10 protein-coding genes are annotated in these 17399 nt (G+C 40.3%); 7 read left to right on the forward strand and 3 right to left on the reverse strand.

Translation table 11 applies throughout. The features are described from left to right. Positions 1-80 precede the first annotated feature (80 nt). Together AAG747_RS21105 and AAG747_RS21110 are read left to right on the forward strand one after the other, a co-directional pair. Positions 81-1175 (forward strand): SGNH/GDSL hydrolase family protein, encoded by a 1095-nt coding sequence (locus AAG747_RS21105; protein WP_346823214.1) that lies wholly within the window; start codon positions 81-83, stop codon positions 1173-1175. A 1023-nt stretch (positions 1176-2198) separates the two neighbouring features. Then, positions 2199-3020 (forward strand): SDR family oxidoreductase, encoded by an 822-nt coding sequence (locus AAG747_RS21110; protein WP_346823215.1) that lies wholly within the window; start codon positions 2199-2201, stop codon positions 3018-3020. A 275-nt stretch (positions 3021-3295) separates the two neighbouring features. Here the strand turns inward: AAG747_RS21110 and AAG747_RS21115 are convergent, their stop codons facing one another. Then, positions 3296-4309, reverse strand: coding sequence for a replication initiation protein (locus tag AAG747_RS21115; RefSeq protein WP_346823216.1), 1014 nt, complete (start codon positions 4307-4309; stop codon positions 3296-3298). A 1439-nt stretch (positions 4310-5748) separates the two neighbouring features. Between AAG747_RS21115 and AAG747_RS21120 the strand changes: the two genes are divergently transcribed. From AAG747_RS21120 to dinD, 3 genes are read left to right on the forward strand one after another with little or no spacing between them, the layout of a single operon-like run. Next, positions 5749-6699: a ParA family protein gene (locus AAG747_RS21120; RefSeq protein WP_346823217.1), complete on the forward strand. Its 951-nt coding sequence runs from the start codon at positions 5749-5751 to the stop codon at positions 6697-6699. Positions 6700-6730: 31 nt separating this feature from the next. Further along, positions 6731-7609 (forward strand): ParB N-terminal domain-containing protein, encoded by an 879-nt coding sequence (locus AAG747_RS21125; RefSeq protein WP_346823218.1) that lies wholly within the window; start codon positions 6731-6733, stop codon positions 7607-7609. 54 nt (positions 7610-7663) lie between these two features. Continuing rightward, the gene (gene dinD, locus AAG747_RS21130) at positions 7664-8524 is read left to right on the forward strand and encodes a DNA damage-inducible protein D (RefSeq protein ID WP_346823219.1); all 861 of its coding nucleotides are present in this window, start codon (positions 7664-7666) and stop codon (positions 8522-8524) included. A gap of 175 nt (positions 8525-8699) precedes the next feature. On the opposite strand, the gene AAG747_RS21135 is transcribed toward dinD, so the two are convergent. Both AAG747_RS21135 and AAG747_RS21140 read right to left on the reverse strand, forming a co-directional pair. Beyond that, positions 8700-11084, reverse strand: coding sequence for a PAS domain-containing protein (locus AAG747_RS21135; RefSeq protein ID WP_346823220.1), 2385 nt, complete (start codon positions 11082-11084; stop codon positions 8700-8702). A 295-nt stretch (positions 11085-11379) separates the two neighbouring features. Further along, positions 11380-13758 (reverse strand): PAS domain-containing protein, encoded by a 2379-nt coding sequence (locus AAG747_RS21140; RefSeq protein WP_346823221.1) that lies wholly within the window; start codon positions 13756-13758, stop codon positions 11380-11382. Between the two features lie 683 nt (positions 13759-14441). Here AAG747_RS21140 and fucP point away from each other — a divergent pair. After that, a complete protein-coding gene (gene fucP, locus AAG747_RS21145; RefSeq protein WP_346823222.1) occupies positions 14442-15776 on the forward strand; it encodes an L-fucose:H+ symporter permease in 1335 nt (444 codons plus the stop codon). Positions 15777-16296: 520 nt separating this feature from the next. After that, a complete protein-coding gene (locus AAG747_RS21150; protein WP_346823223.1) occupies positions 16297-17328 on the forward strand; it encodes a LacI family DNA-binding transcriptional regulator in 1032 nt (343 codons plus the stop codon). The last annotated feature ends 71 nt before the right edge of the window (positions 17329-17399 follow it).

Consider the following 17399-nt stretch of genomic DNA (forward strand, 5'->3'; position numbering starts at 1 on the left):
TTAAGTCCATTCGAAAGGCCCGTTTCAAAAATTACATTCTTAAAATTATACAATTACTATTCTCAATTGATTCTTTGAAAATGATACGTATCCACTTTGTTATTTTACTTTTTTTGATTAGTTACTCCCCTCTGTTTGCCCAAAAAGTACAGGAAGTACAATGGATAGATGCTATCGAATTAGGGGTAAAGGGCCAAGGTTGGAAAACCTTATTACACCCTTATGACAGGCTCCCTGAGCATGCCAAGGGAAAGGTAAGGACGAAAGTCTGGAACCTTTCGGAAAGCACGGCCGGGATGTACTTGCATTTTTACTCCAACAGTCCGCTTATAAAAGTAAAGTACCAACTTCGCTTTAACAACCACCTGCCACATCAAACGGATGTCAATACCAAAGGAGTGGATTTGTATATCAAAGAGGGCGAAACCTGGCAGTGGGCCGGGGCTTCCAAACCTTATTCCCAGGATGTAGAAACGACTTTAATCGGGGACATCCCCACTCAATGGAGAGAATATAAATTATTTCTACCTTGCTATGACGGAATTGCTTTTTTAGAAATTGGTATCGAAAACGGAACAGAAATAAAACCCTTTGATTCTTCTGAATATGCTTACCAACCGTTGGTTTTTTACGGAACCTCTATCATGCAGGGTTGCTGTGCCTCTCGTCCCGGCTTGATCTCCACCAACCGGATCAACCGCCAACTCCCGGCAGAAACCATCAACTTGGGTTTTTCGGGCAATGGCCGGATGGAAACGGAACTGGCCGAATTAATGGCAGAAATTCAGGCAAGTTGTTATATCGTAGATTGCTTGCCTAATTTAACTCCCGAACAGGTAAAAGAAAGAAGCCTGCCATTCGTCAAATATTTGCGAAAGCTAAAACCCAATGTACCGATTATTTTAGTGGGGGAGCCGGGGAGTCAACAAAAGTGGGTGAAAGACGAAGCGGCTATGGTTAATCAATTAAAAAACAACTACCTGAGAGAAACTTTTACGAAGTTAAAACTGGAAGGGTACTCTCAATTGTATTATGTAAACGGAGAAGATTTGATCGGGACTGATCATGAAGCCACTGTGGATGCCATACATTATACGGACTTAGGGTACTCCCGTTACACGGAAAATATATTGCCTGTTATCCAAAAAGCATTGGATCAAAAATCAAGCAATTGACCCGGAATCTGTCGTCTTATTTCCTTTTCCTTTATTGCATTAAACAGATATAAAGTATCTGCTTAACCTTTATTTTGAAATAACAAGGGGCATAAATAAAGAAGTGGGTTTTCAGGAATTATTCCCCTATTAGACGTAAATAGTAGGTTGACAATGTGTAAACTGCCATGGATTTTACCTGAATAATGGCGGTTCATTTAGGCTTTGAAAGAGTAAGGGCGTAGTACCAGCGACATTTTTCGGGTACTATGCCTTCGTTTTAAGATGTTTTTTCAACTCCAACGGTTCAATACCATTTTCCCCATGTAGGGAAAATGCTTATTTTTATCTTATCATCTGGTTTGGGAAAAGTTAAGTCGCCATTGAACCACCGTATCGGAATTCTTCTACCGAACAGAGTCCTCCTCCTCTGCCCTCTTCTTCATTTACCAAATCCATCATAAACTCCAACCCTTCTCCATCAGGAGTATCATGATTTTTACTTTCCCACTGTTAATCAAAAAAAATCTTACTGGCCCGGTCATTTCCAAATCCCCCCTTTTTTTTAAAATGTTTCAAAAAGGCCTCCTCTGTGTTCCTTTTTTCAACAATAGCGTTGGCTATTCTCTTTAAAAAGTGCCTTGATGAGCCGGTTTTAATTCCATTTTCGGTCAAAAACGATACGTGTAAACCACTTCATAGCAAAAATGCATTTCAATAAAGCTTTTCAACTTGTGCGGACATGAGATTTTATATAAATCGACATTCTCAATAAACCAACAGCTACTTATAGTTCCCATAGTCCATAGAAAATCGTTCTCTTTCATTTTCGTTGAAACGATTACTGTAGGGACGTTTTCTTCATCGTCTTTTGTCTTCCCTTTAGGGAAAACCCTTTTTAACTTAAAGGAACTGCTATGGTTTGTTTTAAAAAACGGGTTATGAGGAAAAAGTCTTTTTGATGGGAATCCATTTGCAACTCTTCTGTGTAATATCCAAATTGCAGAAAATTTCAACTACCATCTTACATTATTTAGTCAAAAAATGAAAAACGAAAAATTATTTAACCTGGAAGGAAAAGTAGCCATTGTCACCGGAGGATATGGGGTATTAGGAGGAAAGATGGCAGAACATTTGGCTACGGAGGGCGTAAATGTGGCTATTTTGGGACGCAGTTCACAACAATTAGAAGAAAAGGTCAGTGCATTACAAGCAAAAGGAGCCGAAGCCATAGGTTTACAAGCCAGTGTATTGGATGAAGCGCAATTACAAGAAGCCCGACAAACCGTTTTGGACAAGTGGGGAAAATTGGATATCCTCTTAAACGCTGCCGGAGGAAACTTACCCGGAGCTACCATTGGTCCCGATCAAACCCTGTTTGATTTGTCATTTACAGACTTTCGAAAAGTAAGCGAACTGAACCTGGACGGAACCGTACTGCCCAGCATCATTTTTGGGAAAGCCATGGCCGATCAGAAAAGTGGCGTGATTGTCAATATTTCGTCTATGGCTGCGATGCGTGCCATAACCCGGGTAGTAGGATATTCCGCTTCCAAAGCCGCTATTGATAATTTTACCCGTTGGATGGCACTGGAAATGGCGTCAAAATTCGGGGAAGGAATCCGTGTCAATGCCATTGCCCCCGGATTTTTTATCGGTAACCAAAATCGCAGATTATTGACCAATGAAGACGGCAGCCTGACCCAAAGAGGTCAACAAATTATTGACCACACTCCAATGGGTCGTTTTGGAGAAGCTGAGGAATTAAACGGTACCTTACAATGGTTGGTCAGCGATGCCTCTAAATTTGTAACGGGAACGGTCATTCCTGTCGATGGAGGTTTTAGTATTTACAGTGGGGTATAAGTCCTGTTAAGTAACTATATATTCCTTAAAGTGAATTAACCTTTTTCTTTTTGCTAAAAAAGGTTTCAAAATCGCCTCCTCTGTGTTCCTTTTTGCCACAATAGCGTTGGCTATTCTCTTCAAAAAGTGCCTTGATGAGCCGATTTTGATTCCATCTTCGGTCAAAAACGATAAGTTGAAATCACTTCATTGTGAAAGTGGTTTGATGTACAGAAGCTCAAACCACTTTTATTTTTCAATAAAATCAACCCTTAAAATGTCGTTGTTTACTCTCACTAGCTCAAAGCCTCTTCGGCTGCCTTGAAAAAGCCTAATTTATACCTCTTGTCCAAAAGCTTAGCCGTATACCCGGCAATCCCCCCTTTCACTTTTCCGTCTCTTTTGTCCATTTTTATTTCATTGATCAATTTCCAAATGCCGCTTTCTCCGTTCACTCCTACCCTTTCTACTACCCGGTTTACTTGCCACTCGTCCAACTGTAATTCCAAAAGCCGCTCGCGAAGCCTCTGTTCTTTGTCGTATTCCAACGACAGTTGTTGACCGCCTGTGTTTTGAGGTTCTTCTTCCAGGCTCAATTCATATACCTGTTCCCCTTCTACAGCGCCTTTCGACTCATTCTGATTGATATAAAATGTCAAATACGCAATCCTGCGCCCCTTCTTTTCTTCTTTAAAAGTAAAGCTAATGTCCGTCTTTTTAGCCAGTTCCTTTTGGGCTGTCAACAATACCCGTTTCTTGAAATCAAAATACCGGGAATACAATGCATCCTGAATCCCTAACATCCCCCTCAACTGTTGTAGCTCAAACCTCCGCTTGCCTATCAAAGCATACTGCTTAAGTAATTCGTAAACCCGGATGCTAAAAGAACTCTTCAGCCGTACAATGTTATGCAAAGGATACATGGTAAAATTTTTCTTCACCTCAAATAAAAACGGTTCGAGTTGCGGCTCAAAGGCAAACTTGATTTCACCGGATTTTTTAATGAGAGAAACCGCCCCCAACCAGTTACAAATAATCACCTCTTCGTCATTTTCCAAATGCAAGGGTTTACTCTTTAGCGAAGTCACAATTTCTTTAAAGGAAGTGTAAGCGTCCCCCCATTTCGTATCCGAGGTATTTAAGACCTCCATGATTTCATTGACATGGGTGGTGTATACATGGCCTCTTTGGTGGGAAGGTTTGAGCATGGAAATGAACAACAACAAAACTTTTTGTTCCCGGGTACTCAACCTATATTTGGCCTCAATGACATTATTTGCCTTTACGACAGTTGCGGTATTCTTTTTCATTGGTTTACTTGCTAAAAAGCTTTGAGTATGATTTGAGCTCTTCTTTGTCCTGGTTCATCAAAAGAAAAATCGAATGAACAAATATAAGAAAATATTTTACAGAAAAACGACAGCGGTAAAAAAATGTCGCCTTCCCCGATAAATGTCGTTGTTTATCCCGGAAAAGGTCGTTTTATACCCGAAATTTGTCTACTTTACTACCCGAATCTTGTCGTTTTTTTCCCGAAAAATGTCTGAAATCGCCCTTCTTTTGTCGTCTTCATTAACGGAAAATGTCGTTGTTTAGTCTTGTAATAGCATGGTTATCAGTTAGTTATAACCCCCTAAAAATAAGAAAAGATTAAAAAGATATAAACAGAATTAAAAATCTGAGCTTTTATAAATTTATTTAAATTATTGATTATCAATTAGTAAAAGAATAATAACCTTATTACCCGGCATTTGTCGTCATTAATAATTCCCCTTTCCCGAATCTTGTCGTCTTATTGTAACAGGGATTAAATGTCTCTTTTCAAAAGGAAAAGTTTCCCGGATTTTGTCGCTATTTCTGTTAAATGGCAATAACAATGTAAAAGTGAATACAATAGACACTTGTCCCGAATAATGTCGTTTTATTTACTTGCTCAATTGCCCTAATCTTGTCGCTTATAGAGGTTTTTTCTATAAAACGGCTCAAAATACAGACAATCCGATCCCGGAAACTGTCGTCTTTTATCTGGAATAGATTCTACTTACATTTCCCGGAAATTATCGTTGTTAAATGTAACTACTTGATCTCCAATTGATAAGCAAACTGCCCATGCTTCCCGAAAACTGTCGTTTTGATTTTTTCGCTCATTTTCCCCGTTTAAAGCACAGAAAAGAAGAAAATGAATCTTTTACCCGAAAATTGTCGCTATAAAAAAGAAGATAGCTCTGCCTGTCAGTTCCCGAAAACTGTCGTTTTACTTTTTCGCCCATAAAAGACCATAAGCGCATGTTTAAAATTCGTTGTGGGGCTATCCACTGGGGCTATTTTGAAAGGGTAGCCCTTTGATGATGAAAGTTTTCAGTGTAGGATTCTCAAAATGATAGACTGAGGTTATTGAAATGGGAATTTGTAGCCCAAAAAGTAAAATTTAAACATACTCTAAAAACTTTTGCTACTTGTAGCGAAGTGTAGTAGGTTTTGATTTTTAGAGAAAGATTTTTAAAATAAAGGATGAAAGTAATTGCCGTCCGGTAAGGTTTTGAGAGTATATTCCCCTACTCTATGAAGCGTAAAACACCTGGAATGAATTGTTTTTAATGCAATACGTTTTCGCAATCCTGATAACTTTTTTGTCTGCGATGCGCTGCTTTTTGAGATAAATTTTACGGGATTGTATTTTTTTTGGAATAATTTAGGACAAGTGCATAGTATTTGTCTTATATTTACGACAAAATAAAACCTACACACTATGTCACTGACCAACGAAGCTGTCATTAACTTTCTGAAAAACAACGCGGTGTTCTCCTTAGCCGTGTTAGAAAAAGAAGCCGGTTTACCTGTGGGCTTATTGAGTAAAGTACTACGTGGCGACCGCAAACTCAACAAAGACCATTTACGCAGTATCATGCCTGTATTAAAGAAATATGGGTATAAAGAACATCAAGAAGATGGCCAAACCAAAATTATAAGTATTGTCAATCACAAAGGAGGTGTGGGAAAGACTACCACTACGATTAGCCTTGGAAAAGCACTTGCGATGAATGGCCAACGGGTGTTGTTGGTTGATATGGATTCACAAGGCAACCTTTCCCAAGGATTGGGTGTGGACGAACCCGAAGAGCAAGTAGTACATGCTTTGTTGCAAGAAAAGCCTTTGCCCATTTACAATATTGCCAAGGGGCTTGACCTCGCCCCCAGTGACTTGGAACTTGCCGAAGCAGATATGGAACTGGTGCAAACCATCGGAGGGTTTAACCGCCTGAATAAAGTATTGAGACCGGTACATAAAGATTACGATTATATATTGATTGACTGCCCTCCTTCTCTAAACATCATTACCTCCAGTGCCATGGTTGCTTCTACCAGTTGTCTGATTACGCTTCAGCCGGAAATTTCCGCAATTAAAGGTCTGGATAAAATCTTGACGCGGATTGAGAAAATCCAGGAAGAAATCAACGATGAGCTCCGGGTAGAAGGAATTGTCTTTACATTAGTAAATACCCGTTTGGTAGTGCACCAAACCAATATGGAATATGTGAGAGAGAGCTTGCCGGGCTTTAAAATTTTTAATTCTTTGATTCGAGAGAATGTGGCCCTTACCGAGTCACAATCGGCCCAACAAGATATTTTCACTTATAATAAAAATACACATGGAGCCCGGGACTATATGAGTTTGGCTAAGGAAATTTTAGGGGAGTAATTATTTTTTCGAGTAAAAAAACAAACTGGACATGGCAAACAAAAAGAACTTATTAAAGAATTTTAGCAAAGGGGCAATTAAGAAGGACAAAAAAATTATACAAACGGTAGGGATCAAACAAAACATCACCATTATTCCGGAATTGTTAAATCTGATTCCCCCCTTGAAAGACGATGAACTGGAAGCCCTGGAAGAGAATATCCTTAAAAACGGTTGCCGTGATTCACTGTTAGTATGGGAACATGAGGAACAATACATATTGGTAGACGGACACAACCGCTACTCCATTTGTTCCAAACACGGACTTGACTTCAATATTAAAATACTGCATTTCGCAGATATCCAGGAAGTCAAAGATTATATGATCGATAACCAGTTAGGGCGTAGAAACCTGACTCCGGAACAAGCCTCTTATTTGCGAGGGTTGAAATACAACCGGGAAAAGCTGGAAAAAGGGAAATACGATCGGGACAAATATAAAGGACAAAATGACCCTTATGATGAAGGCATCAGCACTTCTGAGCGTTTGGCAAAAGAATTTAACGTAAGTGAAAAAACCGTAAAACGGGATGCTCAATATGCTGCCGGATTGGATAAAATCGGAAAGTTCAACCAGGGTTTGAAACATGATATTTTGTCCGGAAAGATAAAAGTGAAGAAAGGAGAGATCCAAGAACTTTCCAAATTGGACGATGATGTAGAGGTGAGTAAGGTGGAGGATATCTCCGGTGTATTAGAAAAGAAAAATACGAAAAAGACCACTCAGAACAACCTTTCCGAAGTGGAAGCTTCGAAGAAGAGAATTCTAAATCTTACCAGCCGGATCAAAGGCAATGACGACAACAGTCGGGCAGCCTGCGAAGAACTAAAACAAGAGATTTACCGCCTTGAAGCACAGTTAAACGCATAAAGGACAAATTGTCCTTTATGTTCTTCTTTTTGATTTACCCAAAACCTACAGCCAATGAATACTCAAAAAATCAATCAGATGCGGGAAGCCTTCGAAACCGTGGCCCAACACCATAATAATGTGGAGTTTTGGTTGGCCCGGGATTTACAAAGTCTTCTGGGTTATACCAAATGGGACAAGTTTACCAATGTTCTGGAAAAAGCACAGACCGCCTGTGAGAATAGTGGGGAAGGCAAAGACGACCATTTCCTCCGCGTGGGGAGAATGGTAGAGATCGGTTCCGGAGGCGAACGCGAAGTAGATGACTATATGTTGACCCGCTACGCTTGTTATTTGACGGCCCAAAACGCAGACAGCCGGAAAGAAACCGTGGCCTTTGCTCAGAGTTATTTTGCACTCCAAACCCGTAAGCAGGAACTGATCGAAGAGCGTTTGAAATTGAATGAACGCTTGAAAGCCCGTAAAAAGCTTACCCAGGTAGAAAAAGAACTTTCCAAGAATATCTACGAACGTGGGGTAGACCATATCGGCTTTGCCCGTATACGGAGTTTGGGAGACAAAGCCCTGTTTGGTGGCTTTTCTACCGATCAGATGAAGCAGAAAATGCAGATTCCGAAAAATCGACCACTGGCCGACTTTTTACCGGAAATTACCATCACGGCCAAAAGTCTGGCTACACAAGTAACAAACTTTAATGTGAAGCAAAAGGATTTACAAGGAGAAGAAAATATAGCCAAAGAACATATTAGCAGTAATCAGGACTTGAGAGACTACCTGATCAAACAAGGAATACGGCCAGAGGAGCTTCCTCCCGAAGAAGATATCAAGAAATTGGAAAGAAGAATCAAAACTGCTGATAAGAAATTACTCAAAAACGGGAAAAAGTGGAATGAAGAGGATTCTGAAGAGAATTAAAGAATGTGAATCGTTGAAATGACAGCCTGTGCAATGACATAGGCTTTTTTTATGCTTCTTTGAAAAAGAACAGGAAGCTTATTCCGGAATATATACAAAAAGCCCCCTTGGATATTCATTTTTCCAAGGGGGCTTTTACTTACTATAGGCAATGTTCAAAAAAGAATCTTTGCGTTTACCTTTGGAGTAAATTGGGGAGTTTCAAAGTAAACGAAGAGCCTTTGTCCAAGGTAGAAGCTACTTGAATTTTCCCGTATATCTTCTGAATGGATTCTTTGGCAATGTATAAGCCTAGGCCCGAACCCGGTTTGTGATCCGTAGCGCGGTAAAACATTTTAAAGATATTTGGCAAATGCTCCGGAGCGATGCCTATCCCGTTGTCTGTAACCCGGATAGTGGCTTCCCGGGCATTTGCAATCACTTCCACTTGGATTTTTGCATTGTGAAAATACGGTTTGGCATAGCGCAATGCATTTGAAACCAAGTTGTGCAGGATAACCTCCAAACGTCTCTTATCACTGAGAAAAGGGGCTGCTTGCTCTATTTGGTAGCTGATTTCTGCCTTTTCGTATTCGGGATTGTATTCATAATGAGAGAAGACTTCCGCAACCAGGCTTTTAAAGTCTATGGCGTTTTTCTGGATTTCCAATCGGGAATTTCGCGAATAATCCAGGATATCCTTAATGAAATGATCTTGTTTATTCAGGCTGGTTTTAGCCAAGTCCAGTAAATTCACCGATGCCTCAGACAGTGTATTGTCTTGCTTGAGCAGCTCAATGATGCCAGTGACGGAAGCAATAGGAGCCCGTAAATCGTGAGATACCCGGTACACAAAATTATCCAATTCCTGATTTGCTTTGGTCAACTCGCTGTTTTGCTTTTTGAGACGTTTCTCGGTAGCGACTTTGTCGGAAATATCCGTTTGTGTACCGATGACCCTTAAGGGCTTACCCAATGAACTGAATTTGATAACCTTTCCCCGGGTCAATACCCATTTGTATTTTCCTTCCCGGGTTTTCATCCTGTATTCATGCTGAAACATATCGGTTTTCTGAAGAAGGTGTCTTTGAAACTTGCTAATGCATCGTGTATAATCTTCCGGGTGTATCCTTTTTTTCCACTCTTCCATACTTTCCGCCACTTCGTGAGATCCGTATCCCAAAATGGCCTTCCATTGAGGAGAATAAAACATCTTGTTTTGAGGCAAATCCCAATCCCAAATGCCATCACCGGAGCTCTCCAAGGCGAATTGCCAACGGGCTTCGCTTTCTTTTAGAGCCACTTGAGTTTGTATTTGACTGGTAATATCCGTCATAAACCCTTCCAACAGTTCTATATTGTTCGAGTCTTTGCCTACGACTTTACCTCTTTCCCAAATCCATTTAAATCCTTGATTTACTTTGATCGGATAGGTGACTTCGTAATGATTGTTGTGCTTTTGTGCTTGCCGGATCGCCTGTTTCACCTTTTCTTGATAACCCTTCGGAATTCTTTTGGCCATTGTTGGGCGGCACTTTTTAAGTGCTTCCGGTGAGCAATGAAACAAATCATGACTTCCTTCACTGCAATACATAAGACTCCAATCTTCGTCATTTTTGCATTGAAACACCATCCCCGGCAAGTTGTTGATCAGGGTTGCCAGGCGTTTTTCGCTTTTCGCCAAGGCTTTTTCAGACAGGACCTTCTCCGTAATATCTTGTTTAATACCAAAGATTTTTACGACCTGGTTGTTCAGGTTTTTAATTACCCGGCAGATGGAATGTACATGGAGTACTGCTTTGGTTTGAAGGTTGATACACCGGTAGTTCAGTTCCAGGTGGTTTTTGGAATGCTGCATATTGCTCAGAGACAGGTCGACTTTAGCTCTGTCTTCAGGGTGGATAATTGCTCTGAAATCTTCCCAGGAGTATTGTTTCTCTTTATGAAAACCAAAAATCCTTAAAAAATTAGAAGAGCCGCTCCAGGTTTTGTCCTGAACATTACATTCGAAACTACCGATTTTCGCCAGGTATTGGGATTGACGCAGTAGTTCTTTTTCCTTCAACAGTTGCCGGTTGCTCCGGATCAGGTTTTTGTTTTTAACGGACAACTCCATTTCATGCATTACCTGTTTGGCCAATGTTTTTAAGGCAAATAGCTGTTGTTGGTTGAGTCGCCTGGGAACGGTATCAAAAACACAGAGCGTCCCAAGAGCAAGTCCATTGGGCGAAATCAAAGGCATACCGGCATAAAACCGGACTTGTTGATGCTTGAGAAAAATAGGAGTATGGCAAAAACGATAATCGTCCTCTGTGTCTTCGACAACCATAGGCTCATCCTCTTGAATCGTGTAATGGCAAAAAGCGACTTTTCTAGGGGCAGAGCGCTCATCAAACCCCACAGCAGTTTTTATTTGAAGCTCTTCTTCTTCCACTACAGTGATAGCCGCCATTGGTGCTTCACAGATTTGTGCAATCAGTTGCGTCAGATCCGTGAGTTCTTTCCGGTGAAATATAGGATCGGAATTGTACTTTCTAAGTTCGTTTATACGTCTTGTTTCAATCTCTTCGGCAATTACCATGGATCTATGGAAATGTTAGTTTTTTAATTGATTTAATAATGGGTTCGCGAAATTGATAAATAATTGAGAACTGAATGATGACAAAAGTCAGTATGAGCAGGATTATATTTTTAACCGGCATAAATGAGGTTTGAACAAGTAAAATCAGGGAATGGGTGTAAAAAAGGAAAAAGTGGGAGAGATGTAATTGTATTTTGCCACTATTTGGCAAGGTGGCTGGTGATTCAAAAATACACAAAGTGCAAAGGAATTTCCCAATTACACTTTGTGGGTATTTATAAAAAGGAAATTAATATCAGGGTTCTAAATTGGGAACGGTGACCACAAATTTTGTTTCCACACCGGGTTTGGAACTGACATCTATATTTCCTTGAATTTTATTAACGGCTTCTTTGGCGATGTACAAGCCTAACCCCGAGCCGGGCTTCTTGTCTGTAGCCCGGTAAAACATATTAAAAATTTTATGTAAATATTGAGGTTGAATGCCAATACCATTGTCAATGATTTTTATATTGGCAATGTGTTGCTTCACTTTTACATCAATCTGTATAAAAGAATCCTGTATCAGTACATTTCTATACCGAAAAGCATTGGATATGAGATTATTCAGGATGATTTCCAATCGTTTTTTGTCAGAATGAAAGGGATGATTTTGTTCGATATGAACCTTTTGATGTACTTCTTTGAAATCCTCGGAAAATTCAAAATGCGATAAAATTTCATCCATTAATTCCTGAAAATTAATTTCTTCGGGGTTTACTTCCAGGCGGGAGTTTCGCGAATAATCCAGAATATCCCGGATAAAGGTATCCTGCTTTTTCAAACTGGTTTTAGCCAGTTCTAATAAATGTGATGCCGATTCAGAATTGTTAGGTTCGCTTTTTAACAGCTCTATAATGCCGATAACCGATGAAATAGGAGCCCGTAAATCATGCGATACTCTGTACACAAAGTTATCCAACTCCTGATTGGCTTTCAGCATTTCTTCGTTTTGCCGTTTTAGTGTACGTTCGGTTCGTTTGCGATGTGTGATATCCGTATGTGTGCCGATCATCCGTAAGGCTTTGCCATTTTTCGAATATTCTATCACTTTTCCCCGGTCCAAGATCCAACAGTACGTTCCGTCTTTTTTTCGCAGGCGATGCTCATTCACATACATGCTGGCTTCTCCCGAAATATGTCGGTTTATGTCTTGGTAACAACGTGCCAAATCATCCGGATGCACCCGGTTGGCCCATTCTTCCACCCGGTCCGTAATTTCCTCAACATCATATCCCAACATGTATTTCCAGTGTTTGGAAAAGAATACTTGTCCAGTTTCCAGATTCCAATCCCAAACGCCGTCTCCGGCACCTTCCAAGGCAAATTGCCAGCGTTGCTCGCTTAGTTTTAAGGCTTTTTCGGTCTCGATTTGCTCCGAGATGTCTGTCATAAATCCTTCCAATATTTCAACATTGTCCTTGGTTTTCCCAACGGCTTTGCCCCGTTCCCAAATCCATTTTACCTGTCCGTTCACCATGATAGGGTAAGAAAGCTCGAAAGACTGGTTGTTGTGGAAGGATTCCTGGACTTCTTTATGCAGTCTGTTCCGGTACGATGGAAGAATCAGATCACTAAATGCAATGGTTCCTTTTAAAAAAGTATCCGGTTCGTATCCGGTCAGTTTTGTAGAGCCTTCGCTGATGTATAACATCGTCCAATGGACATCATTCAAACAAGTATATACCAAGCCCGGTAAGTTGTTAACCAAAGCTGATAGACGGGTTTTACTCTCTTGTAAGTCTTTTTGTGTTTGCCATTGATGGGTGACATCTTTTATGACGCCAAAAACCTTTGAGGGTTTGTTTTGGGCATTTTTTATGACTTTATAGATTGTATGAATTCGTAATGTCTTCCCATTTTGCCGGTGATACCAGCGGTATTGTGAATGAAATTCATTTTGTGTTGTCTGTAATCGTTGAAATTGAGAAGTAAGCTTGGATAAATCTTCCGGATCTATACCGGTAACGAATTCTTCCCAAGAATAAAGGCGTTGTTCTTCAAATCCCAGGATCTCCAATGTAGTATCCGATCCTTTCCAAGAGCGATTTTCAAAATCTCCTAGAAAATTACCGATACTGGCCAAGGCTTGTGCTTGTCTGAGCCATTCTTTTTCCTCATCCAGTGCCTGTTGAGCTTGTTTCAGAAGATCGTTTTTTTGTTTTAACTCAAGTTGGAAAATCACCTGTTTGGCCAATGTCTTAAGAATACATTGTTGATCGTCACTTAGTGTTTGTGGCTGAAGACCCAAAACACATAAGGTTCCAAGTGCATGCTCTGTAGAAGTGACGAGTGGTACGCCTGCATAAAATTGTACCGCTTGTTGACTTAAGAATAGGGGAGAGGTATTGAAGCGGTCATCTTGACTGACATCTTCCACAATCATCATTGAGTTCCCCTCTATCACCCGGTTACAAAATGACTGTGTCCGGGGGATAAATTTTTCTTCAATTCCCAAAGCAACTTCAAACCATTGTGTATGCGCGTCAATCCGGGTAATTGCCGCCATAGGCACATGGCATATTTTAGCTGCGAGCTTAACCAATTGTTGAAGCTCTTTTTTTAATTGATTTTCTTGAATAAGGAATTTCCGAACCTCTTTCAGCCTCTCTAATTCCAGGTTGGATTGGTTCATAAACTACTCTTTTTTTGAAGAATACGATTAGGAGTTTACAGGCATTTCCTTGAAGTGAATTACCCTTTTTCTTTTTGCTAAAAAATGTTTCAAAAACGCCTCCTCTGTGTTCCTTTTTTCAACAATAGCTTTGGCTATTCTCTTCAATAAGTGCCTTGATGAGCCGATGTTGATTCCATTTCCGGTCAAAAACTATAAGTGTAAACCACTTCCTTGTTATAAAACGGAGAAAGTTTAGGTGTTTATGAATCGCAATATTCTTACTGCTAATGTTTTGCTAATGGTGTATTACTTAGGGTGCGGTTTGTTACAAAGATGTATAATTTTAGATAGAAAACCATTCATTTCCTTTTAACAATTCTCAAGAAGAAATTGCAGAGATAACTCATTGGTTTGTACATTGTTATTGTAAGTGCCTGTAACCAAGTATTTAGTTAAAACAACACAATGGTAATTCTTTGTACCGGGAATACAATTTCGCAAACGTTTTCATTAAAATATTTGAATGGGCCGATTGTGAATTTTGCGAATTATACATAATTTGCTGCCTTTTGTTAAGAGCATCTTTTATCGTGATTGTAAAAGGCAAAAGCCTACGCTCTTCAATGAAAAATCCCCTGGCAAAAAAGTCGGGAACTCGGCTATATCTCTCAGTTTAATAAAAGAAATTAACCACAGTAAATATGATACAGGAAAGTCCTGATAACTTAACTATGGAAACGTCCGCACAAAAGAGTCCGGTGGTCTCCAAAAAATTATTGCTTCCTTTTATTCTCATTACCTGTCTGTTTGCACTTTGGGGCTTTGCCAACGATATCACCAATCCCATGGTCTCCGCTTTCCAAACGGTAATGGAGATTTCCAATTTCAAGGCTTCATTGGTACAATTTGCTTTTTACGGAGGGTATTTTACCATGGCTATACCTGCGGCATTATTTGTCAAAAAATATTCTTATAAAACCGGAGTACTCATAGGCTTAGGGTTGTATGCCGTAGGGGCATTGTTATTTTATCCGGCTGCGCAGTTTGAAATGTTCGGTTTTTTCCTGGTAGCGTATTACATTCTCACTTTTGGCTTGGCATTTTTGGAAACGACTGCCAATCCCTTTATTTTATCGATGGGAGCCCCGGAAACAGCCACCAGAAGACTGAATTTGGCTCAGTCGTTTAATCCTATGGGTTCTTTGACAGGCATGTTTGTCGCCCAACAATTTATTTTGGCTGCGTTGCAATCCGATGATAAAGACAGCGCGGGGAATTTGATCTATTCTACACTGGAAGTAACTGAAAAAGCCACCGTCCGGGCACAGGATTTAATGGTGATTCGCGATCCCTATATCATGATCGGTCTGGTTGTGATCGTAATGTTAGTGGTGATTGCATTTACCAAAATGCCGGAGAAAGCCCGGAAAAATGCGAATGGCTTGGACTTGGGCGGAACCTTTAAGCGCTTGTTTGCCAATATGCGGTATAGAGAAGGGGTGCTGGCTCAGGTGTTTTATGTAGGGGCACAAATTATGTGTTGGACCTTCATTATTCAATATGCGGAAAATCTAGGTCTTTCCAAGGCGGAAGCCCAAGTATATAATATTGTGGCTATGGTAGGTTTTCTATTAAGCCGGTTTGTTTCTACATTCTTAATGAAGTATGTGAATGCCGGAAGATTGCTGATGTTATTTGCCATCGGTGGCTTTTTGTGTATAAGCGGAACCATCCTTTTACAAGGAATGGCAGGGCTCTATTGTTTGGTAGCAACCTCAGCATTTATGTCTCTGATGTTTCCGACAATTTATGGAATTGCCCTTGAAAATGTAGGAAATGATGCCGAAATCGGAGCCGCCGGATTAGTAATGGCAATTGTTGGGGGAGCTTTGATGCCTCCGCTTCAGGCAGCCATTATTGACCAACAGACCATGATGGGGATGCCTGCAGTCAACTTTTCATTTATCTTGCCTTTGATCTGTTTTGTTGTGGTGGCTTTGTACGGTTACCGCACGTATAAGCATCTTGCGGAATAGGATGGGAAAGTAATGTCTGATTTCATTTGAAAAGATCCAGGTTGTGGTCTTACAAAGAGTATTTATTTGAGAAAGGGGGAATGTGTGAATGAAGTAAGATAAGGAGCCGTTTAATTAAAACATTTTTGGCAAAAAAGTAAATAAACCATTGTTTAGTGCTTAGAACATGTTTGAAATTCGTTGCGGGGAGCCGCCATTCAAAATGATGCGCTAAGGTTCTTGAAATGGGAATTTTTGAGCCAGAGGATGGAATTTAAACACGCTCTTATTTTATTCGAAATATACTCCACATTCTCCATATTCACTAAAATAACAGCCATCATACCTTCTAATTTGCTTTGCATAAAGTTTTATGCGAATAACAAAGTAATCTCCGTCCTTTGACGCAAATCTTTTGCCTTTTCCACAAAAGAGTAGGGGAGAGTTAGCTTATTTTGTCCGTTCAAGTAAAGATAAGCTACTTCTTTTGTATTTTTACCATACCCCTCATCTCAAGGGAAGAATGTAAATCCGTAGCAACATGCAGAAAAGAAATGTGACAATTGTTGATATCGCAAAAGAGCTAAACCTTTCGCCTTCAACGGTTTCCCGTGCGCTGAATGATGTTTCCACAGTGAAAGAATCTACCAAAAAAGAGGTATTGAAATTGGCTGAACTATGGGGTTATGTCCCTAATATTCCAGCCCGCAATTTGTTGATCAAAAAAACATATAATTTGGGACTTATCGTGCCGGATGTCACTCATAACTTCTTTTCCAAAGCCATTAAGGGAATTGATGAGGTGGTCAGTCAAGCCGGGTATCAATTAGTCATTTGCTCTTCCAATGACGATGTACTGAAAGAAAAGAAAGCTGCGGAAACCCTCTTGCATTCACGTGTAGACGGGCTATTGGTCTCCCTATGTGATCATACAAAAGAATACGGGCACTTTGAAAAAGTCATTAAAAATCAGGTGCCGATTGTATTTATTGACCGTATTTGCGAAGATTTGGCAGCCCCTTCGGTCATTACCAATGATTTTGAAGGGGCCTATCAGGCAACTGACTACTTAATACAAACAGCCTGTAAAAAAATTGCTTATCTCAAAGGCCCTGATGAGCTTTCAACCTCCTTTTACCGGCAGATGGGGTATATGGAAAGCTTGAAAAACAAAGGTTTGAATGTAAACGAAAATCTGTTGGTGGATTGGGAGGATTTGGCCGAACAACGGGCTGAAAAATTTCATGCCTTGTTGGACGGGCCGGATAGACCGGATGGGGTGTTTGCCTATAACGATTACATTGCCTTTGAGTTTGTACAGGCGGTGAAACAAAACGGTTTGCGTATCCCGGAAGATGTCTCCGTTATCGGTTTTGCCGATGAACCGGTTGCTACCTATATGACTCCTGCATTAAGTACCGTGTTCCAACCAGCCTTACAAATGGGAAAGAGTGCCGCCCAACTTTTGCTTACCCAAATTGAAGAAGATCAGTTGATTGATGATACGACTTCAGTAGTATTGAACACAAATCTGGTATTGAGAGAGACCACCCGGCCTTTGGAAAGAACATAATTTGTCACTCTTTTACCTTATGCGAAGCCCATTGGTTTCCGGTTTTTCCTACCAAATAGTAGCAAACGTTT

It is taken from the genome of Rapidithrix thailandica, from assembly GCF_039710355.1.
In the GTDB taxonomy this organism is placed as follows: Bacteria; Bacteroidota; Bacteroidia; order Cytophagales; family Flammeovirgaceae; genus Rapidithrix; species Rapidithrix thailandica.